This window comes from Rhodococcus sp. TAF43 (genome assembly GCF_052113525.1).
GTDB lineage: Bacteria > Actinomycetota > Actinomycetes > Mycobacteriales > Mycobacteriaceae > Prescottella.
Genome location: NZ_JBFRDL010000069.1, coordinates 1 through 19098 on the forward strand (window position 1 = coordinate 1; position 19098 = coordinate 19098).

Below are 19098 nucleotides of genomic sequence, written 5' to 3' on the forward strand. Positions count from 1 at the left end.
CCTCCCGTATTCCCGCGCCACGGTGGCCACCACGGTCGCCGCCAGCAGATGGTCCGGTGACACACTCATTCCGAAATGCATCCGCCCCACACCCTCGAGCGCGGCCGCAACGGTCTCCGGCCTGGTCAGATCGCCGACGACGACCTCCACGCCGAGCGCGGACAACTCGTCGGCGCGATCATCGACGCGGCGGACCATCACACGAACCGGTRCGTCGAGCGCGCGCAGTCGGTCGACGATGACGCGGCCCACGCCGCCGGCGCCGGGAACGAGAACAAGGTTGTCGGCATCCATCGGTCGGTCTCCGTCCGCGTGGAAGTGTGATCGAACCTGTCTCTGGTGCGTCGAGCCCTTTTGGCATGCACCTCGGCTCGCGGCGCCAGTCGTGCATGTGGCACTTCAATCAGGCTAGGCCGCTCGGGAACGTACCGGAGTTCGCTGCCGCATCCGTGGCCGGATACAGACGAGTCGACCCGCTCGGCGATCGGATCTGTGATCGCGGAGCGGGTCGACTCGGGAACTGCTGGGGACGGACGCGGGTGGCGTCACGTAGTGCAGCAGGTCAGCGCACTATCTGACTCAGCAGTCGTAGTACAGCGAGAACTCGTACGGGTGCGGACGCAGGTTGACCGGGGCGATCTCCTGCTCGCGCTTGAGCGAGATCCAGGTCTCGATCAGGTCGGTGGTGAAGACGCCACCCTCGGTCAGGTAGTCGTGATCCTGCTCGAGGCGATCGATGACCGCGTTCAGGCTGGTGGGGGCCTGCGGGATGTTGCGGGCCTCCTCCGGCGGGAGCTCGTAGAGATCCTTGTCGACCGGAGCCATCGGCTCGATCTTGTTCTTGATGCCGTCCAGGCCGGCCATCATCTGCGCCGCGAAGTTCAGGTACGGGTTGCCCGACGAGTCCGGTGCGCGGAACTCGAGGCGCTTGGCCTTCGGGTTGTTGCCCGTGATCGGGATACGCACGGCCGCGGAACGGTTGCGCTGGCTGTACACCAGGTTGATGGGGGCCTCGTAGCCCGGCACCAGGCGGTGGTAGGAGTTGATCGTCGGGTTCGTGAACGCGAGCAGCGACGGCGCGTGGTGCAGGATGCCGCCGATGTACCAGCGAGCCAGGTCCGACAGGCCCGCGTAACCGGCCTCGTCGTGGAACAGCGGCTTGCCGTCCTTCCACAGCGACTGGTGCACGTGCATGCCCGAGCCGTTGTCGCCGAACAGCGGCTTCGGCATGAAGGTGGCCGACTTGCCATACTGCCAGCAGGTGTTCTTCACGATGTACTTGAACAGCTGCAGGTCGTCGGCCGCCGCGAGCAGCGTGTTGAACTTGTAGTTGATCTCCTGCTGACCACCGGTGCCCACCTCGTGGTGACCGCGCTCGAGCTCGAAGCCGGCGTTGGTCAGGTTGGTCGAGATCGCGTCACGCAGGTCGACGTAGTGGTCGTACGGGGCGACGGGGAAGTAGCCACCCTTGGCGCGGACCTTGTAGCCGAGGTTGGGGCTGCCGTCGGCGTTGACCTCGGCGCCGGTGTTCCATGCACCCGAGATCGAGTCCACCTCGTAGAATGCGCCGTTCATCGCCGAGTCGTAGCGGACCGAGTCGAAGATGTAGAACTCGGCCTCGGCGCCGAAGAAGGCGGTGTCGGCGATCCCGGTGCTGACCAGGTACTCCTCGGCCTTACGGGCGACGTTGCGCGGGTCGCGGCTGTAGGCCTCGCGGGTGAACGGATCGTGGACGAAGAAGTCCATGTTCAGCGTGCGTGCCTTGCGGAACGGATCGATCCGCGCGGTCGACACGTCGGGGAGCAGCATCATGTCGGACTCGTGGATCGACTGGAAGCCGCGCACCGAGGAGCCGTCGAACGCGAGGCCGTCCTCGAACACGTCCTGGTTGAACGCGGACGCGGGGATGGAGAAGTGCTGCTGAACGCCGGGCAGGTCGCTGAATCGGATGTCCACGTACTCGACTTCTTGGTCGGCGATGTACTTGATGACCTCTTCGGCTGTGGTGAAAGCCACGTTGGTGCTCCTTCAGTCGGTTACCTGCCGGTTGGGTTTCGGCGGTTTCGTCGAGGCAAGACGGTAGAGAGCCGGTGTTGCCCGTTAATCAAGCCTATGTTTCGCGGGTGTTACACGTCGGAGTTCGCTCGACGTACGCGCGGTGAATGTGACCAGATACACCGGTCACGGGTGTGACGAGCGGCACCGATGGGGCGACGGCCCGCCGGTATGCGCACGTCGACGCCTATCCTGGACGGCATGTCACGTATGACCGGCTCCTGGCTCTCCGGACCTTCCGCGGCTCTGCCCAAGGATCAGACGCAGGCGCAGGCCTACCGCGGCGAACTGCTGGGCCTGCCGGCCGACGGACCGGGCGCCCTGACCTCGACCGGCCGCCGCATCGCCGCGCTGGCGATCGACTGGTTCACCTCGGCCGGCGTCGTGATGCTGCTGATCGGCGAGGCGCCCCTCGAGAACTCCCTCGTCGGCACCTACACGCTGATGCTGTGGTTCGCCGTCGGCCTCGTGTGCGTCTCGCTGTTCTCGTTCACCCCGGGCCAGTACATGATGGGCCTGCAGGTGGCCCGCGTCGACGGCCCGGTGCGCGTCGGTTTCCTGCGGGCCCTGGCCCGGCAGGCGCTCATCGTGTTCATCGCGCCCGCCGTCATCACCGACGTCGACGGACGCGGCATGCACGACCGCGCCACCGGCACCGCGCTCGTCCGCACCCGCTGAGCGAGTCGCCCCACCCGTGAAACGCCGAATGTCACATCGGTTCAGTCCGACTGAACCGATGTGACATTCGGTCACATGGGGGAGCGGCGCGTCAGCGACGACGGATCGTGCGCTGCATGCCCTTCATCTTCGCGCCGGGCGGCAGCGGGCCCTTGGGGAGCGCGGAGCCGCTGCGGCTACCGAGGGCAGCCAGGCGGGACTCGATGGTGTCCATCCGCTTGGTGTCGATGTTGCGCGGCAGCTTGCCCAGGTGCTTGGCCAGCTGCGACAGCGGGACCTGGCCCTCCTCGTTGCCGACGATGAAGTCGTAGATCGGGGTGTCGCCGACCAGTCGCGCGGTCTTCTTCTTCTCCTGCGCGAGCAGACCCTTGACGCGCTGCGGTGAACCCTCGGCGACCAGGATCACGCCGGGTCGGCCGATCACACGGTGCACCGCGTCGAGCTGGGTGGTGCCGGTGACCGCATTCGTCACGCGCCACGAACCCTGCATGTTCTCGAGTGCCCACGCGGCCGCGCCGGCCTGACCCTCGGCCTTGCCGTAGACGGTCTTCTGGACACGCTTGCCGAAGATGATGAAGCCGAGCAGGACGCCGATGAGGATGCCGATCGGCAGCAGGAACCACTCGATCCCGAAGATGAGGCCGATCAGGAAGAACACGACGGCGCTGAGCACCAGCGTGCCGATCAGCAGCGGCAGCAGCAGCTTGTCTTCCTTGCGCTGCATCTGGAACGCCTGCCAGAGCTGAGTCCGGCGTTCCTTGGACGCCTGCTTGCGGGCCGCCTTCGCCGCAGCCTTCGCTTCCTTGCTTGGTTTGCCCGCTTTTCCGGACTTACTGCCGTTCGCCATACCTCACAGGATACGACCCTCACCGCGCCCGACTACGCGCGCGGTGAGGGGACCGAGCACGTCAGGCGCGGGTGGCGAGGCGCTCGAGGACCGAGCTGGCCTCCTGCGAGGCGCTACCGGCCTCGGCGAGATGGGCCTGCCCCTCGGGGAGAGCGCGGCCGTGATGTGCCATCGCCTGCGCGTACAGGCGACCGGCACGGTATGACGAGCGGACCAGCGGCCCGGCCATGACACCGGCGAAGCCGATCTCCTCGGCTGCCTTGGAGTGCTCGACGAACTCCTCCGGCTTGACCCACCGCTCCACGGGGTGGTGCCGCGGCGACGGCCGCAGGTACTGAGTGATGGTGAGGATGTCGCAGCCGGCCTCGTGCAGGTCGACCATCGCCTGATGCACTTCCTCCGGGGTCTCGCCCATGCCGAGGATCAGGTTGGACTTGGTGACCAGACCGAAGTCGCGGGCCGCGGTGAGGACACCCAGCGAGCGCTCGTACCGGAACGCCGGCCGGATCCGCTTGAAGATCCGCGGCACCGTCTCCAGGTTGTGCGCGAGCACCTCCGGACGGGACTCGAACACCTCGGCCAGCAGGTCCGGCTTGCCGTTGAAGTCGGGGACGAGATTCTCGACGCCGGTGCCCGGGTTGAGAGCGTGGATCTGGCGGACCGTCTCCGCGTACAACCACGCACCACCGTCGGGCAGATCGTCGCGGGCGACGCCGGTGATCGTGGAGTAGCGCAAGCCCATCGAGCGGACGCTCTCGGCGACACGACGCGGCTCGTCACGGTCGAGCGCGGTGGGCTTACCGGTATCGATCTGGCAGAAATCGCAACGGCGCGTGCACTGTTCGCCACCGATGAGGAACGTTGCCTCCCGGTCCTCCCAGCACTCGTAGATGTTGGGGCAGCCGGCTTCCTCGCAGACCGTGTGCAGGCCTTCGTTCTTCACCAAGCCCTTGAGCTCGGTGTACTCCGGACCCATCTTGGCGCGGGTTCGGATCCAGTTGGGCTTGCGTTCGATCGGCGTTTCCGCGTTTCGGATCTCGATGCGGAGAAGCTTCCGTCCTTCTGGGGCGACAGTCACGTGCTCGATGGTACGCCTGACCGATCCGTCGTCCGGGGCTGGGCGGGGGTGCTCAGCCGAACCTGACGGTGGTGAACTCGGGCGTCTGAAGTGCAGTGTCGAAGGTCACACGCTCGATGTCGTGAACCGTCACCGGAAGCTCGCCGGCGAGCGCCGCCATGACCGCCACCGTGACCGCCGGAGTGACGTCGTCGATCGTCACGTCGCGACCCAACTCGCGCGACAGCGTCGTGACACCGGCGTCCTTGATTCCGCACGGCACGATGTTGTCGAAGCCGTCCAGGACGGAATTGCAGTTCAGTGCGAAGCCATGCATCGTCACCCCGCGCTGCACCCGGACGCCGATCGCGGCGACCTTGCGCTCTGGCAGCCAGTTGCCGTCGACCAGGGAGGCCGGCAGCCACACGCCGGACCGCCCCTCGACGCGTCCGCACGTGATCCCCAGATCGGTACACACGGTGATGAGGGCCTGCTCGATCCGTCGCACATAGCTGACGACATCGACCGGCTCGGCGAGCTTGACGATCGGGTATCCCACCAACTGGCCGGGGCCGTGCCACGTGATCTTGCCGCCACGGTCGACGTCGATCACGGGCGTCCCGTCGACGGGACGGTCCTCGGGGGCGGTGCGACGGCCGGCGGTGTAGACGGCCGGATGCTCGAGCAGCAACAGGGTGTCGGGACCGACGTCGTCGGCGCGGGTCGTGGCGAGATCGCGCTGGCGATCCCACGCCGTCATGTAGTCGATGCGTCCGAGATGTTCGACGGCCATCGGCTGTGTGCTGAATCGGGCCGATGCGGTGGCACTGCTCATGGACCCAGACGTTACGCCTGGCATCCGCCGGCGCCGACCCGGCGGTCCGGGTACGGGCACACGGTGCCGCTCGGTCCGTGCTCAGCGGGCGCAGGCGTAGGCGAGTGCGTCGTCGATCGTGCTGTGCCGGAACGTGAATCCGGCGCCGTCGAGGGCCGTCGGAACTGCGCGCTGCCCGGACAGCACCGCCTCCTGTGCGAACTCGCCGATCAGCGCGGAGACGGMGAACCCCGGCACCACCCACGGTGCGGGACGGTGCAGGGCCCCGCCCAGCGCCGCATTGAAGCGCTTGTTGGTGACCGGTTCCGGCGCGCACAGGTTCACGGGGCCGTGGAGGTCGTCGCGGGCGATTACGAACTCGATGGCCGCGATCTCGTCGGCGAGAGAGATCCACGACATGTACTGACGGCCGCTGCCGAGTCGGCCGCCCAGACCGAGCGAATACAGCGGACGCAGCTTCCCGAGCATGCCGCCGGTGGGCGCGAGCACCGTCGCGGTGCGCAGCGACACGGTCCGCACGCCGGCCGCGCGGGCGGGCGCCGTCGCGGCCTCCCAGTCCCGGCACACCGCCGCCAGGAATCCGCTGCCCGACGGCGCGCTCTCGTCGACGACCCGGTCACCGGTATCGCCGTAGTAGCCGACCGCGCTGCCGTTGACGAGAACGGGCACCGCCGCGTCGGCGACGGCGCGGGCCAGGACGTCCGTCGCGGTGAGCCGGCTGTCCCGGATGGCCTGCTTGTAGGCGCCCGACCAGCGTTTGTCGCCGATGCCCGCCCCGCACAGGTTCACGACCGCGTCGGCGCCGCGCAGGACCTCGGCATCGACGACGCCGTGCTGCGGGTCCCACTCGAACTCGTCGGCCCTCGAGGGGCGACGGCGCACCAGCCTCGTCACGTCGTGGCCGCCGGTCCTCATTGACGCGACCAGGGCCTGCCCGATCATTCCGGACGAGCCGGCGACGACGATTCGCATGGCATTTCTCCTCGAGCGGTGACGGCCGGTCACAGGCGGTGACCGAAACGCCGAGGGGCACCACTCCTTGCGGAAATGGTGCCCCTGGCGACGACTGGTGTCGTGATCGAGATCCGGTGGACCTTACAGGCCCAGATCGGCCTCGAACGACGCCTCTTCGAGACGCTGCTTGATGGTGGTCAGGAAGCGACCCGCATCCGCACCGTCGACCAGACGGTGATCGTAGGTGAGCGGCAGGTAGCACATCGAGCGGACGCCGATGGACTCGTTGCCGTTCTCGTCCTGGACCACGACCGGACGCTTGACGATCGCGCCGGTGCCCAGCATCGCCGCCTGCGGCGGAACCAGGATCGGGGTGTCGAACAGGGCGCCCTGGCTGCCGATGTTGGTGATGGTGAAGGTGCCACCGGAGAGCTCGTCAGGCTTGAGGCCACCGCTGCGGGCACGCTTGGCGATGTCCGCGATCGCGCGGGCCAGACCGGCCAGCGACAGGTCACCGGCGTTGTGGATCACCGGGGAGAGCAGACCCTGCTCGGTGTCCACGGCGATGCCGAGGTGCTCGGCCGCGTGGTAGGTGATCTCCTTGGCGCCCTCGTTGTAGCTCGCGTTCACGTTCGGGTGAACCTTGAGCGCCTCGACCACGGCCTTCGCGAAGAACGGCAGGAACGTCAGGTTGACGCCCTCGCGCTCGGCGAAGTCGGCCTTGGCCTGGGCGCGCAGCGCGGCGATCCGGGTGACGTCGACCTCGAAGGTCTGCGTGAGCTGCGCCGTGGTCTGCAGCGACTCGCGAGTCTTGACGGCCGTGATCTGACGGATCCGGTTGACCTTCTGCGTGGTGCCACGCAGGTGAGCGAGCTCCGGACGCACGCCGGCGGTGGCGGCGGGGGCCGGGGCGGCAGCGGCGGCGGGAGCCGGTGCCGCGGCAGGGGCCTTCGCGGCGTCGGCGGCGGCGAGGACGTCCTGCTTGCGGATGCGTCCGCCGACACCGGTGCCGGTGACCTTCGCCAGGTCGACGTTGTTGTCGGCGGCGAGCTTGCGAACCAGCGGCGTCACGTACGGCGCGTCACCCGAGGGCGCAGCGGCGGCCGGAGCGGCAGCGGGAGCGGCCGGTGCTGCGGGAGCAGCAGGTGCTGCCGGAGCGGCGGGGGCCGGAGCCGGTGCTGCGGCGGGGGCCGGAGCGGGAGCTGCCGGCGCGGGAGCCGGAGCCGGAGCGGCCGGTGCTGCGGCGGCAGGCGCACCCGAACCGATGACCGCGAGCTGACCGCCCACGTCGACGGTGTCGTCTTCCTGCGCACTGATCTCGAGGAGGATGCCGGCGACGGGCGACGGGATCTCCGTGTCGACCTTGTCGGTGGAGACCTCGAGCAGGGGCTCGTCCACGGCGACCTCGTCACCGACAGCCTTGAGCCAACGGGTGACGGTGCCCTCGGTGACGGACTCGCCCAGTTCCGGCATGGTGACGGCCGTGCCGGACGCGGCACCGGCAGCAGGCGCAGCGGCGGGGGCTGCGGCAGGTGCGGGAGCGGCCTCGGCGGCGGGCGCGGGAGCAGCGGCCGGTTCGGCGGCGGCGGGAGCGGCCTCGGCGGCGGGCGCGGGAGCCTCACCGGCGTCACCGATCACGGCCAACTCGCCACCGATCTCGACGGTGTCATCCTCCTGAGCGACGATCTTGGTCAGAACGCCGGCGACGGGGGACGGGATCTCGGTGTCGACCTTGTCGGTGGAGACTTCGAGCAAAGGCTCGTCTACTTCGACCGTGTCTCCTTCCTGCTTGAGCCACCGCGTGACAGTTCCCTCGGTGACGGATTCACCAAGGGCTGGCATCTGGACGGAGAAGGCCATTTCTTTTGACTCCTCGACGGTTGTGTTCGGGTTGTTGAGTTTTGTCGACTTGTGGTCGAAAACCATTGTGCTCGAGATGCACGGTTCCTGCGGCGGTGTACGACGTTTCCGAGGCGCCTCACTCCGGTGGTGTGCTGCGCTTCGGACCCGTCGTGCGGCGCGCTGCGCCCATCCTTTCATTGATGCCCAGACCGTGTCCTCCGAGGGGCGGGTCATGTGAAATTCCTCGTCGTCGAGCGCGTCTGCTGGCAAAATCGGACAGATCGTCGCGGACCGGTCCGTGGCGGGCAGGGAGGAGAGTTCACGTGGGGTTGTTCGGCCGATTCACGCGCGGGCGGTCGTCGCGTCCGACGTCCGACGCGGAGTCCGACGCACGGCACCTCGCGGACTGGGCGCACTCGCACCACGGGGTCGAGGCGTACGTCGAACCCCAGACCACGGTGACGGAGGTGACGGTGGTGCTCGTCGCGGCGGACGGCGAATGGACCCGCCGCAAGGTCGGCGGTGAACGTGGCGCCCGGAGGCTCGGCGAGGACCTGCACATCCCGGTGTACGACGTCCGCAAGACGGGCTACCCGCAGCGGATGCGCGACTTCGACGCGCGGCGCCGGATCGAGCGCAAGCGGGAGCGCAAGCGGGAGCGCGAACGCGAGCTGCTGCGGGGCGACCCCGAGCTGTGAACGCGGCGCACGCCCGACGGGCCCGCCCAGGTCTGGACGGGCCCGTCGGACGTGCAACGAGCAAGTGGGGAAACTATCCGTTGGCGGCGATGTCCTCGAGCACCGAGATCATCGTGCGGACCGGGACCCCGGTGCCGCCCTTGCCGGTGTAGCCGAACGGGCCTCCGGTGTTGAACGCCGGACCGGCGACGTCGATGTGCGCCCACTGCACGCCGTCGGCGACGAACTCCTTCAGGAAGAGACCGGCCGCGAGCATGCCGCCCCAGCGGTGCGGGGTGACGTTCGCCAGGTCCGCGACCCGGGAGTTGAGGTCGCCGCGCAGCTCGGCGGGCATCGGCATCGGCCACGCGTTCTCGCCGATCTCCTGCGAGATCGCCGCGACGCGGTCGCGGAACTCGTCGGTGCCCATCACGCCGGGCGTGCGGTTGCCCAGCGCCACCATCTGTGCGCCGGTCAGCGTCGCGGTGTCGATCAGGTAGTCGGGCGCGTCCTCGCAGGCGCGGGCGATGGCGTCGGCCAGGACCAGGCGACCCTCGGCGTCGGTGTTGATCACCTCGACGGTGGTGCCGCCATACTGCGTCAGGACGTCGCCGGGGCGCTGCGCGGTGGCCGACGGCATGTTCTCGGCCATCGGCACCCATGCGGTGACGTCGACGGGCAGCTTCAGCTCGGCGGCGAGCACGACGGTCGCGATGACAGCAGCGGCGCCGCCCATGTCGGAGGTCATGTTCTCCATGCCGGCGGCCGGCTTGATGGAGATGCCGCCGGTGTCGAAGGTGATGCCCTTGCCGACGAGCGCGACCTTCTTGACCCCGCGGCGCTTGCTGCCCGAATACGTCATCTGCACCAGGCGGGGCTGACGGGACGAACCCTTGCCGACGCCGACGATGCCGCCGAAGCCGGCCTTGGCGAGCGCCTCCTCGTCGAGGACCTTGACCGTCAGCCCGGCGCCGGTGCCGAGTGCCTTGGCGCGGTCGGCGAACTCGGCCGGGAACAGGTGGCTGGGGGGAGTGTTGACGAACTCGCGGGCCGTCGCGACGGCCTTCGCGATCGCGACCGACCGGGCGAGGACGGCCTTGGGCTCCTTCGCGCGCGGCGACTCGACGAGCAGTTCGACGCGGCCGACAGGCTGGGCATCCGGCCCCGGCGCCGACTTGCTCGACTTGAACTCGGCGAACGTGTACGCGCCCAGGAAGAAGCCCTCGGCGGCCGCGCCGAGGTCGACCGAGGACAGCGTCGTCGCGGCGGTGGCAACCCCGGACAGGGAACGGGCGGCGACGCCGGCGGACTTGCGGACCTGCTCGGCGTCGATCTTGTCGGCGGCGCCGAGGCCGACGGCCAGGACGCTCGATACCGGCAGTCCGGCGGGAGCCGGGACGCGGGTGAGTTCCTCGGCCTTGCCGGTGGCGCCGACGGCCTGCAGGTCGTCGAGCAGCGCCGCCAGCACGTCCTCGTCCACCCCGCTGCCCAGGAGCGCCTCGGGGCCGTCGGATCCGGTGGTGAGACCGATCACGAGTACATCGACGCGCTTGCCGAGGGAACCGGCGAGTGCGACGTCGGGTCCGAGGGGACGGGTGGGGGAGGAAGTTGCGGGCACGGCATCTCCAGATTGGTTGGTTGCGACTGTCGGGTTGCGACTGTCTGGGTGCGACAGGCCGGTGTGTCGCGTGGGAAGTCGACGGCCGAATTCCGATGTTAGTGCGCCGACGGCGTCGGCTAGCGTTGTCCCTCATGAGCGACGCGAGCCTGCTGCAGGGCCCCATCCATTCCGTCCACGTCGACCTCGGTGCCACGTTCGCGCCGTTCGGTGGGTGGCAGATGCCCGTCTCGTACGCCGGCACCGTCGCCGAGCACACCGCGGTCCGCGAGTCGGTGGGCCTGTTCGACGTCAGCCACCTCGGCAAGGCGTTGGTGAAGGGTGCGGGTGCTGCCGACTTCGTCAACGGGACGCTCACCGCGGATCTCGCGAAGGTGGGCCCCGGCCAGGCCCAGTACACGTTGTGCTGCACCGAGACCGGCGGCGTCGTCGACGATCTGATTGCGTACTACGTGGCCGACGACGAGGTGTTCCTGGTGCCGAACGCGGCGAACACCGCCGAGGTCGTCGCCCGCCTGGCGGCCGCCGCGCCCGCCGGCGTCACGGTCACCGACCAGCACCGCGACTACGGCGTGCTCGCGGTCCAGGGCCCCAAGTCCGGCGACGTCCTCGCCGCGCTGGGACTGCGCGGTGACATCGAGATCGCGGACATCGAGTACATGGGCTTTGCGGACATGGAGTGGAACGGTGTCCCGGTGCGGGTGTGCCGCAGCGGTTACACCGGTGAGCGCGGCTTCGAGGTGCTGCCGCGCTGGGACGACAGCGAGGCCCTGTTCCGGGCTCTGCTCGACGCGGTCCGCGCCGAGGGCGGCGAGGTCGCGGGCCTGGGCGCTCGTGACACGCTGCGCACCGAGGCCGGCTACCCGCTGCACGGACACGAGCTCTCGCTGGACATCTCGCCGTTGCAGGCGCGTTGCGGGTGGGCCATCGGGTGGTCCAAGCCGCAGTTCTGGGGCCGTGAGGCGCTCGTCACGGAGAAGGAGGCCGGGCCCGTCCGGCGGTTGTGGGGAATCAAGGCCCTCGACCGCGGTGTGCTGCGGCAGGGACAGACCGTCTCCCTCGGCGGCGCTCCGATCGGTGAGACCACGTCGGGGACGTTCTCCCCGACCCTCAAGGTGGGGATCGCACTTGCGTTGCTGGACACCGGGACTGCGCTGAAGGCGGGCGACGAGGTCAGCGTCGATGTGCGCGGGCGTAGTCTGCGCTGCGAGGTCGTCACGCCGCCGTTCGTGCCGGTCCACACCAAGTAACGCTCGATACCAGGGAAAAAGCGGCGCAACTCCGTTAGATAGGATCACGGCTTATGACAGACGGCCTCGAATTCGCGCGCATCCAGCATCCCTCTCCCGCGACCGAAGAGGCGCGGCGCGAGATTCTGGAAGCGCCCGGGTTCGGTCGGTACTTCACCGATCACATGGTGTCGATCATGTACACCGAGGGCCGGGGCTGGCACGACGCCGAGGTGCTGCCGTACGCCCCGATCGAGCTCGATCCGGCCGGCATGGTGCTGCACTACGGGCAGGCGATCTTCGAGGGACTCAAGGCGTACCGCCAGCCGGACGGCGGTATCGCATCGTTCCGTCTGACGGCCAATGCCGAGCGGCTGCGTCAGTCGGCGCGCCGCCTCGCGATGCCGGAGCTGCCGGACGACCTGTTCGTCGGATCGATCGACGCACTGCTCGACGTCGACAGCGATTGGGTTCCCGCGGCCGGCGGCGAGGACTCGCTGTACCTGCGCCCCTTCATGTTCTCCACCGAGGCCGGACTGGGTGTCCGCCCCGCCAAGGAGTACCGCTACCTGCTGATCGCCTCCCCGGCCGGTGCGTACTTCCCGCGGGGCGTCAAGCCCGTGAGCGTGTGGCTCTCGCGTGAGTACGTCCGCGCTGCACCGGGCGGCACGGGTGCCGCCAAGTTCGCCGGCAACTACGCGGCGTCGCTGTTGGCGCAGGCGCAGGCCTCCGACGAGGGCTGCGACCAGGTGGTGTGGCTCGACGCGATCGAGCGCAAGTACGTCGAGGAGATGGGCGGGATGAACCTGTTCTTCGTCTTCGGCTCGGGTCCCGACGCGCGCCTGGTGACGCCGTCGCTGTCCGGTTCGCTGCTGCCCGGCATCACCCGCAACTCGCTGCTGAGCCTCGCCACCGACGCCGGCTTCGCGGTGGAGGAGCGCCGGATCAGCACCGACGAATGGCGTGAGAAGACCGTCTCCGGTGAGATCACCGAGGTGTTCGCGTGCGGTACCGCCGCCGTCATCACGCCGGTCGGCCGGGTGAAGTCCGCCGAGGGCGAGTTCACGATCGCCGACGGCGAGCCGGGCAAGGTCACGATGGCGCTGCGCGACACGCTCACCGGTATCCAGCGCGGCACGTTCGCCGACACCCACGGCTGGATGACCAAGCTGCGCTGAGTTTCTGCAGTCGACGATCGGGCCCTTCCGCTGCTGCGGGAGGGCCCGATTCGCTTCTCGGGGTCAGCCTCCGAGCAGGAACCCGACCGCGGTGGCGGCGACCGCGAATTCCAGTGTGGCACCGAGGACGTCGCCGTTGATGCCGTCGAACCGACGCGCGCAGTGCCGGATCAGGAAGGCGGCGACGGCGAGAACTGCAACGATCACCACAGGCCCCTGCCACCACCGGTCGGGGACCGCCCACACGGCCGCGGCCGCGAGAACGACGGTCCACAGTCCGACAGCCCACCGGCCCTGGGAGTCGGCGACCAGCGCGCCGAAGCCGCGTGGGCTGGAGGCGGGAACTCCGCGCCGGCAGGCGATCACGACCGCGACCCGGCCCGCGGTGACGGCCACGATCACGCCCGCCCACTGCTGGGCCGCGCCCAGCGCGCCGAACGACAGGGCCTGCACGCCGATGGTCACGATCAGCGCCGCGACGCCGAACGGACCAGCGCCACCGCTGCGCATCACCTCACGGGCGCGCTCCGGCGCTCCGTAGCACCCGAGGCCGTCCGCGGTGTCGGCCAGTCCGTCGACGTGCATGCCGCGGGTGGCCAGCGCCAGTGCACCGACCGTCAGCAGTCCGGCGAGTGTGGGATCGAGTCCGGTCTCCGACAGCACCCACAGCGCGCCGGCGACCGCGGCGCCGAGCAGGGCACCGACCGCGGGCGCCGCCGCGATCGCGCGCCGACCTTCCGGGCGACCGATGTCGTGCGGGCCGCGGACCGGCAGCACCGTCAGCCACGACAGCGCCAGCGAGAGGCCGGTCACCGCGGCGCGCACGATCAGTTCGATTCCGTCGGTTCGGATTCGGGTTCGGTGTTGTTGCTCACGCCGGCCTGGTCGAAAGTGGCCATGTGGGCGAGTGTCGCCACCGCGCCCTGCAGGATCGGCAGCGCCGCGACGGCACCCGAACCCTCACCGAGACGCATGTTCAGGCCGAGGATCGGGTCGAGTCCCAGGTGTCGCAGCGCGATCGTGTGGGCGGGTTCGGTGGACCGGTGGCCGGCCACCCACCACTCGCGGGCGCCGGGGGCGAGTTCCTCCGCGACCAGCGCCGACGACGTCACGACCAGACCGTCGACGATCACCGGGGTCCGGCGGACCGCGGCCTGTGCGAGGAACCCGGCCATCGCGGCCAGGTCGGCGCCCGACACGGTGCGCAGCAGGCCCACCGCGTCCCGCACGTAGGGCCGGGCCCGACGCAGGGCGTCGCGCACGGCGGCCGTCTTGCGCATCCATCCCGCGTCGTCGATGCCGGTGCCGCGTCCGACGGCAGCGACCGGTTCGGTGTCGGTGAGGGCGGCGATGAGGACCGTCGCGGGCGTGGTGTTCCCGATGCCCATCTCGCCCGCGATCAGCAGATCGGCACCCGAATCCACCTCCTCGTCCGCGATGGCGCGGCCCGCGGCGATCGCGCGCAGCGTCTCCTCGTGCGTCAACGCGTCCTCGCGGTCGATCGATCCCGACGAGCGGCGGATCTTGTAGGCCGACACCGACGGATCCGTGTCCGCGTCCACTGCCAGGTCCACCACGCGCACCGCGGCACCGGCGATCGAGGCGAGGATGTTGACGGCGGCCCCGCCGTCGCGGAAGTTGGCGACCATCTGCGCGGTGACCTCCGGCGGATACGCCGATACGCCGCCGCGGGCGATGCCGTGGTCGCCGGCGAAGACGACGACGCGGGGATCGGCGAAGATGTGCGGCGGGCAGACACCCTGGCAGGCGGCCGCCCACACGGACAGGTCCTCGAGCCGTCCGAGGGATCCGGTCGGCTTGGTCAGCAGCAACTGGCGAGCCTGGGCCTGATCCCGGATCTCTGCGTCCGGCGGGACGGGAGGTTCGAAGTCGGGGGCGGATGGACTCACGGATTCGCTTGTCACGCTAGGCCTTTCATTTGAGCGCCGATCATTTGAGCGTCAGGGCGATGCCCGCGACGACGAGGATCACGTCGTCGCACACTGCGGCCAACCGGGAATTGAGGGCGCCGATCTCGTCGCGGAACAGCCTTCCCGAGCGAGTCTCGGGGATCACGCCCAGGCCCACCTCGGGACTCACGAGTAGCAACCGGCCCGGATACGCGTCGACCGCGCGGACCAGTGCGTCGATGTTCGGCTCGACGGTGCCGCGGGGGGCGTCCCACGCGTTCGCGTCGTCGAGCTCACCGGTGAGCCAGGTGCCCAGGTCGTCGACGAGCGTCGGGGGATGCGCGTCCGGATCGGTGAGGACATCGATGAGGTCGCCGTCGCGGCCGGTCTCGACCGTCGCCCACGACGCCGGTCGGCGGCTGCGGTGCTGGTCGATCCGGGACTCCCAGTCGTGGTCGTCCGGGTACCGGCGGGCGGTCGCGACGTACCGCACCGGCGCGCCGGCCTCGACGTCGTCGAGCAGGCCCTCTGCATGTGCCGACTTGCCCGACCGGGCGCCGCCGAGGACGAGTGTGCGGCGGGGGCGGGGCGAATCGGGGGAGGGCACGGGCATAGACGCTACCAATCGACTCGGGCCGGTCCCCGCAGTGCGAGGACCGGCCCGAGTCGGTGTGTGGGTCAGACGGCGTCGCCGGGGCCGACCCGCGGCTTCGGTGCGCGCATCTTGCGGATCTGCGAGGCGCGCACGAACGCGTACCAGCCCAGCTTGAACCCGCCGTCGGTGCTGTCGGGGAAGCGCTCGCGCACCTTGTTGTTGATCATGCGGCCGAGGAAGTAGCCCTCGCCGGCCATGAACAGCATCATCACGAGCATCGCGAGTGTGACGAAGTTCTGTATGACCGGGCTCAGGAACATCGCCATGATCAGCACCAGCGCGAGCGGCATGAACATGCCGACCAGATTGCGGCGGCTGTCGACGATGTCGCGGGCGTACGCGCGGACCGGACCCTTGTCGCGCGGCAGCAGGTACTTGTCCTCGCCGGCGAGCATGCGGGCACGACGGTCGGCGGAGTCGGCACGGCGCTCCGCGGCGGCCGCCTTGCGCTCCTCCTTGGAACCACGGGTGGCCTTGCGGCGGGCCCGGGCCTCCTTGGCGGTGAGCGGAGCGGGTGCGACGGGGCCACGACGCTTGGCCTCGGCCTCGCGGCGCTTGGGCGTCGGGCGGCCCTTGCCGGGGGTCGCGGCCCCGGCGGTCTCGATCGTCTCCGCGGTCGTCGCGGTCGACTCGGTGATCTCTCCGGCGGCCGCACCATCGCGTTTGTCGGAATTGTCAGAGTCGCCTCGGCGTAGCAGCTTCACGCATCCAGGCTATGGGATAACTGCCGTGCTGGCGAAACCGACCACCGTGGAACCACCAGGACCCGCCCCGAAATGCCGAGGTCGGGGCAGCGCCATACACTCCGCTGATGCGTGTGCTCATCGCCCCCGACTCGTTCGGTGAAACCCTCACTGCTGTACAGGYGGCCGAGGCGATGGCCTCCGGGTGGGAGACCGCGCGACCCGACGATGTCGTCGTGCTCGCACCGCAGTCCGACGGCGGCCCGGGATTCGTCGACGTGATTTCGGCCACCGTCGGGGGAATCAGGTCCGTTCGGGTGGAGGGACCGCTCGGCCGGCCGGCCGACGCGCGCTGGGTGCTCGCCRCCGACACCGCGTACGTCGAATCGGCGCAGGCCGTCGGGCTCGGGTTGCTCGACGGGCCACCGACCCCGCGCAGCGCCCTCGATGCGCACAGCCGTGGGGTGGGGCAGCTGATCGACGCCGCGATCGACGCGGGCGCCGGACGGATCGTCGTCGGTCTCGGCGGGTCCTGCTGCACCGACGGTGGGCGCGGAATGATCGCCGCGCTGGGCGGTCTGGACCGGGCGCGCCGACGGCTCGCGGCGATCGAGCTGGTCGCCGCCACCGACGTCGAGAACCCGCTGCTCGGCGAGCACGGGGCCGCACGGATCTTCGGTCCGCAGAAGGGTGCCGACCCCGCCGCCGTCGAGGAGCTCGAGCAGCGCAACTCGGAGTGGGCGACGGAGCTGGACGCTGCCGGCGCCGGCCCGATCGCGGACCTGCCGGGCGCGGGTGCGGCCGGAGGCCTGGGCGCCGCGCTGCTCGCACTCGGTGCTCGTCGTGAACCGGGCGCCGCGATCGTCGCACAATGCACCGGACAGGCGCGGCAGCTGGAGTCCGCGGATCTGGTGCTCACCGGAGAGGGCAAGTTCGACCACCAGTCGCTGCGCGGCAAGCTCGTCACCGCGCTCGCCGCCGCCGCGACCCGGATGGGTGTGCCGACCGTCGTGATCGCCGGCCAGGTCGCCGTGGACCGGGACACCGCCCGGGCGGCCGGGATCGTCGCGGCGTTCTCGGTCACCGAGTTCGCGGGATCCGTCGAGCGCGCGATGAGCGAGGCCGCGTCCCGGCTCGCGGCCTTGACGTCGTGCGTTGCCGACGGTTGGCGGGGTGCGTCGGGGTTCACCCATATCGGGCCGATACATGAGGAATAGAGGTCCGCAGAGTACCGTTGAAGCGATCACGGGTTTGGCACGAGCGACAGGGAGAGCCCATGACTGTGCAGAACGAGACCGCCACCCACGGCGTCAAGATGACCGAGGCTGCGTCCGCCAAGGCGAAGGCACTGCTCGATCAGGAGGGGCGCGACGACCTCRCGCTGCGCATCGCCGTGCAGCCGGGTGGCTGTGCGGGACTGCGCTACCAGCTGTTCTTCGACGATCGGAACCTCGACGGTGACCTGATCGTCGATTTCGGCGGCGTCAACCTTGCTGTCGACCGGATGAGCGCGCCGTATGTCGAGGGCGCCTCGATCGACTTCGTCGACACCATCGAGAAGCAGGGCTTCACGATCGACAACCCCAATGCCACGGGGTCCTGCGCCTGCGGCGACTCCTTCAACTGAGTCCCGTACAACCTTATCCACGCACTCTGACGCGGAGTCTGCCTCACCGGCGGGCTCCGCGTCAGACTGCGTTTCCGACCAGACCATCCGAGCTGAAAGGGATCCGCGCGTGACTATTGCGGTTACCGGTTCCATCGCCACCGACCATCTGATGCGGTTCCCGGGCCGCTTCGCCGAGCAGCTGCTTGCCGATCAGCTCGCGCACATCTCGCTGAGCTTCCTCGTCGACGATCTCGTGATCCGTCGGGGCGGCGTCGGCGGCAACATCGCCTACGCGATGGGCGTGCTCGGGGGCTCGCCGCTGCTGGTCGGCGCGGCCGGTGCCGACTTCGCCGAGTACCGCGCGTGGCTCGAGTCCAACGGCGTCGACTGCGGCGGCGTGCGCGTGTCCGAGACGGCGTACACGGCCCGCTTCGTGTGCACCACCGACGAGGACATGGCGCAGATCGCGTCGTTCTATCCCGGCGCGATGAGCGAGGCCCGCGACATCGAACTCGCCGCCCTCTCGAAGTCCGCCGGCGGCCTGGACCTGGTGCTGATCGGGGCCAACGATCCCGAGGCCATGGTCCGCCACACCGACGAGTGCCGCCTCCTCGGCATCCCGTTCGCGGCGGACCCGTCGCAGCAGCTCGCTCGCCTGTCCGGCGACGACGCGAAGAAGCTCATCGCCGGCGCCAAGTACCTGTTCACCAACGAGTACGAGTGRGGTCTGCTGCAGCAGAAGACCGGGCTGTCGGAGGAAGAGATCCGCGCCCAGGTCGGGCTGCGGGTCACCACCCTCGGCGCGAAGGGGGTCGAGATCGTCGACGGCGAGGGCAACTGGGTCCGCGTCGGCGTCGTGCCCGAGCGCGGCAAGGTCGACCCCACCGGTGTCGGCGACGCGTTCCGCGCCGGCTTCCTGCTCGCCCACAGCGCGGGCCTGAGCCTGGAACGCTCGGCTCAGTTGGGTTCCCTGGTCGCCGTCCACGTCCTCGAGACCGTCGGCACGCAGGAATGGACGTTCCAGCGCGACGACGCGATCAAGCGTCTCACCGAGGCGTACGGCAAGGACGCGGCCGACGAGATCTCCGCGCTGCTCCCGTAAGGCGGCTGCGCCACCCGTGCGCCTTTTCGGTAGTACCAGCTACCAAAAAGGCGCACGGGCGCGGAGCGCCTACAGACTGACCGGGTACACCGGCTCCTGAATCTGCGGCACGATGCGCTTCTCGACGAAGATGCCGTGCCACACCATGAAGCACAGGACCGTCCACAGC

The 19098-nt window shown here is 69.6% G+C and carries 19 protein-coding genes; 7 read left to right on the plus strand and 12 right to left on the minus strand.

Annotated features, from left to right (window positions below):
* The coding region (locus AB4Z09_RS26865) for an NAD(P)H-binding protein (protein WP_442241131.1) at positions 1–294 on the minus strand (294 nt) is incomplete at its 3' end.
* A 285-nt stretch (positions 295–579) separates the two neighbouring features.
* Positions 580–2016 carry a type I glutamate--ammonia ligase gene (glnA, locus tag AB4Z09_RS26870; RefSeq protein WP_114719235.1) on the minus strand — a complete coding sequence of 479 codons (1437 nt, stop codon included), beginning with the start codon at positions 2014–2016 and terminating at the stop codon, positions 580–582.
* Positions 2017–2256: 240 nt separating this feature from the next.
* On the opposite strand from glnA, the gene AB4Z09_RS26875 reads away from it, so the two are divergent.
* Positions 2257–2733: an RDD family protein gene (locus AB4Z09_RS26875; protein ID WP_114719413.1), complete on the plus strand. Its 477-nt coding sequence runs from the start codon at positions 2257–2259 to the stop codon at positions 2731–2733.
* 91 nt (positions 2734–2824) lie between these two features.
* Here AB4Z09_RS26875 and AB4Z09_RS26880 read toward each other — a convergent pair whose 3' ends face one another.
* The 5 genes from AB4Z09_RS26880 to sucB all read right to left on the minus strand — a co-directional run bounded on the left by AB4Z09_RS26880 (position 2825) and on the right by sucB (position 8286).
* On the minus strand, positions 2825–3580 hold the full coding sequence (locus tag AB4Z09_RS26880; RefSeq protein WP_114719236.1) for a DUF4191 domain-containing protein: 756 nt from the start codon (positions 3578–3580) through the stop codon (positions 2825–2827).
* A gap of 61 nt (positions 3581–3641) precedes the next feature.
* Positions 3642–4658, minus strand: coding sequence for a lipoyl synthase (gene lipA, locus AB4Z09_RS26885; protein ID WP_114719415.1), 1017 nt, complete (start codon positions 4656–4658; stop codon positions 3642–3644).
* Between the two features lie 52 nt (positions 4659–4710).
* Positions 4711–5472 carry a lipoyl(octanoyl) transferase LipB gene (gene lipB / locus AB4Z09_RS26890; protein WP_174911099.1) on the minus strand — a complete coding sequence of 254 codons (762 nt, stop codon included), beginning with the start codon at positions 5470–5472 and terminating at the stop codon, positions 4711–4713.
* 81 nt (positions 5473–5553) lie between these two features.
* Entirely contained in the window at positions 5554–6444 is an 891-nt protein-coding gene (locus AB4Z09_RS26895; protein ID WP_442241132.1) for a TIGR01777 family oxidoreductase, read from the minus strand.
* Between the two features lie 123 nt (positions 6445–6567).
* The gene (gene sucB / locus AB4Z09_RS26900) at positions 6568–8286 is read right to left on the minus strand and encodes a 2-oxoglutarate dehydrogenase, E2 component, dihydrolipoamide succinyltransferase (RefSeq protein WP_442241133.1); all 1719 of its coding nucleotides are present in this window, start codon (positions 8284–8286) and stop codon (positions 6568–6570) included.
* A gap of 305 nt (positions 8287–8591) precedes the next feature.
* Here sucB and AB4Z09_RS26905 point away from each other — a divergent pair, with 305 nt between their 5' ends.
* Positions 8592–8966 carry an oxidoreductase gene (locus AB4Z09_RS26905; RefSeq protein WP_174911090.1) on the plus strand — a complete coding sequence of 125 codons (375 nt, stop codon included), beginning with the start codon at positions 8592–8594 and terminating at the stop codon, positions 8964–8966.
* Positions 8967–9039: 73 nt separating this feature from the next.
* Here the strand turns inward: AB4Z09_RS26905 and AB4Z09_RS26910 are convergent, their stop codons facing one another.
* Positions 9040–10563: a leucyl aminopeptidase gene (locus tag AB4Z09_RS26910; RefSeq protein WP_442241134.1), complete on the minus strand. Its 1524-nt coding sequence runs from the start codon at positions 10561–10563 to the stop codon at positions 9040–9042.
* 134 nt (positions 10564–10697) lie between these two features.
* Here AB4Z09_RS26910 and gcvT point away from each other — a divergent pair, with 134 nt between their 5' ends.
* Positions 10698–11813: a glycine cleavage system aminomethyltransferase GcvT gene (gcvT, locus tag AB4Z09_RS26915; protein ID WP_174911084.1), complete on the plus strand. Its 1116-nt coding sequence runs from the start codon at positions 10698–10700 to the stop codon at positions 11811–11813.
* A 53-nt stretch (positions 11814–11866) separates the two neighbouring features.
* Positions 11867–12970: a branched-chain amino acid aminotransferase gene (locus AB4Z09_RS26920; RefSeq protein ID WP_174911081.1), complete on the plus strand. Its 1104-nt coding sequence runs from the start codon at positions 11867–11869 to the stop codon at positions 12968–12970.
* 63 nt (positions 12971–13033) lie between these two features.
* Here AB4Z09_RS26920 and AB4Z09_RS26925 read toward each other — a convergent pair whose 3' ends face one another.
* The 4 genes from AB4Z09_RS26925 to AB4Z09_RS26940 all read right to left on the minus strand — a co-directional run bounded on the left by AB4Z09_RS26925 (position 13034) and on the right by AB4Z09_RS26940 (position 16239).
* Complete coding sequence (locus tag AB4Z09_RS26925) at positions 13034–13795, minus strand: adenosylcobinamide-GDP ribazoletransferase (protein WP_254622560.1); 762 nt, start codon at positions 13793–13795, stop codon at positions 13034–13036.
* Positions 13796–13797: 2 nt separating this feature from the next.
* Positions 13798–14895 carry a nicotinate-nucleotide--dimethylbenzimidazole phosphoribosyltransferase gene (gene cobT / locus AB4Z09_RS26930; protein WP_174911080.1) on the minus strand — a complete coding sequence of 366 codons (1098 nt, stop codon included), beginning with the start codon at positions 14893–14895 and terminating at the stop codon, positions 13798–13800.
* A gap of 25 nt (positions 14896–14920) precedes the next feature.
* Complete coding sequence (cobU, locus tag AB4Z09_RS26935) at positions 14921–15493, minus strand: bifunctional adenosylcobinamide kinase/adenosylcobinamide-phosphate guanylyltransferase (RefSeq protein WP_114719245.1); 573 nt, start codon at positions 15491–15493, stop codon at positions 14921–14923.
* A 65-nt stretch (positions 15494–15558) separates the two neighbouring features.
* Positions 15559–16239 carry a DUF3043 domain-containing protein gene (locus tag AB4Z09_RS26940; RefSeq protein WP_114719246.1) on the minus strand — a complete coding sequence of 227 codons (681 nt, stop codon included), beginning with the start codon at positions 16237–16239 and terminating at the stop codon, positions 15559–15561.
* Positions 16240–16346: 107 nt separating this feature from the next.
* Between AB4Z09_RS26940 and AB4Z09_RS26945 the strand changes: the two genes are divergently transcribed.
* From AB4Z09_RS26945 to AB4Z09_RS26955, 3 genes are all read left to right on the plus strand, one after another.
* Complete coding sequence (locus tag AB4Z09_RS26945) at positions 16347–17435, plus strand: glycerate kinase family protein (protein WP_442241135.1); 1089 nt, start codon at positions 16347–16349, stop codon at positions 17433–17435.
* A gap of 59 nt (positions 17436–17494) precedes the next feature.
* Entirely contained in the window at positions 17495–17845 is a 351-nt protein-coding gene (locus AB4Z09_RS26950; protein WP_442241136.1) for a HesB/IscA family protein, read from the plus strand.
* 109 nt (positions 17846–17954) lie between these two features.
* A complete protein-coding gene (locus AB4Z09_RS26955) occupies positions 17955–18929 on the plus strand; it encodes a carbohydrate kinase family protein (RefSeq protein ID WP_442241137.1) in 975 nt (324 codons plus the stop codon).
* Positions 18930–19098 lie beyond the last annotated feature (169 nt).

Coding starts and splice junctions, on each gene's coding strand:
- AB4Z09_RS26875 (WP_114719413.1), top strand. CDS start 2,257: ATGTCACGTATGACCGGCTCCTGGCTCTCCGGACCTTCCGCGGCTCTG.
- AB4Z09_RS26880 (WP_114719236.1), bottom strand. CDS start 3,580: ATGGCGAACGGCAGTAAGTCCGGAAAAGCGGGCAAACCAAGCAAGGAA.
- lipB (WP_174911099.1), bottom strand. CDS start 5,472: ATGAGCAGTGCCACCGCATCGGCCCGATTCAGCACACAGCCGATGGCC.
- sucB (WP_442241133.1), bottom strand. CDS start 8,286: ATGGCCTTCTCCGTCCAGATGCCAGCCCTTGGTGAATCCGTCACCGAG.
- gcvT (WP_174911084.1), top strand. CDS start 10,698: ATGAGCGACGCGAGCCTGCTGCAGGGCCCCATCCATTCCGTCCACGTC.
- AB4Z09_RS26920 (WP_174911081.1), top strand. CDS start 11,867: ATGACAGACGGCCTCGAATTCGCGCGCATCCAGCATCCCTCTCCCGCG.
- cobU (WP_114719245.1), bottom strand. CDS start 15,493: ATGCCCGTGCCCTCCCCCGATTCGCCCCGCCCCCGCCGCACACTCGTC.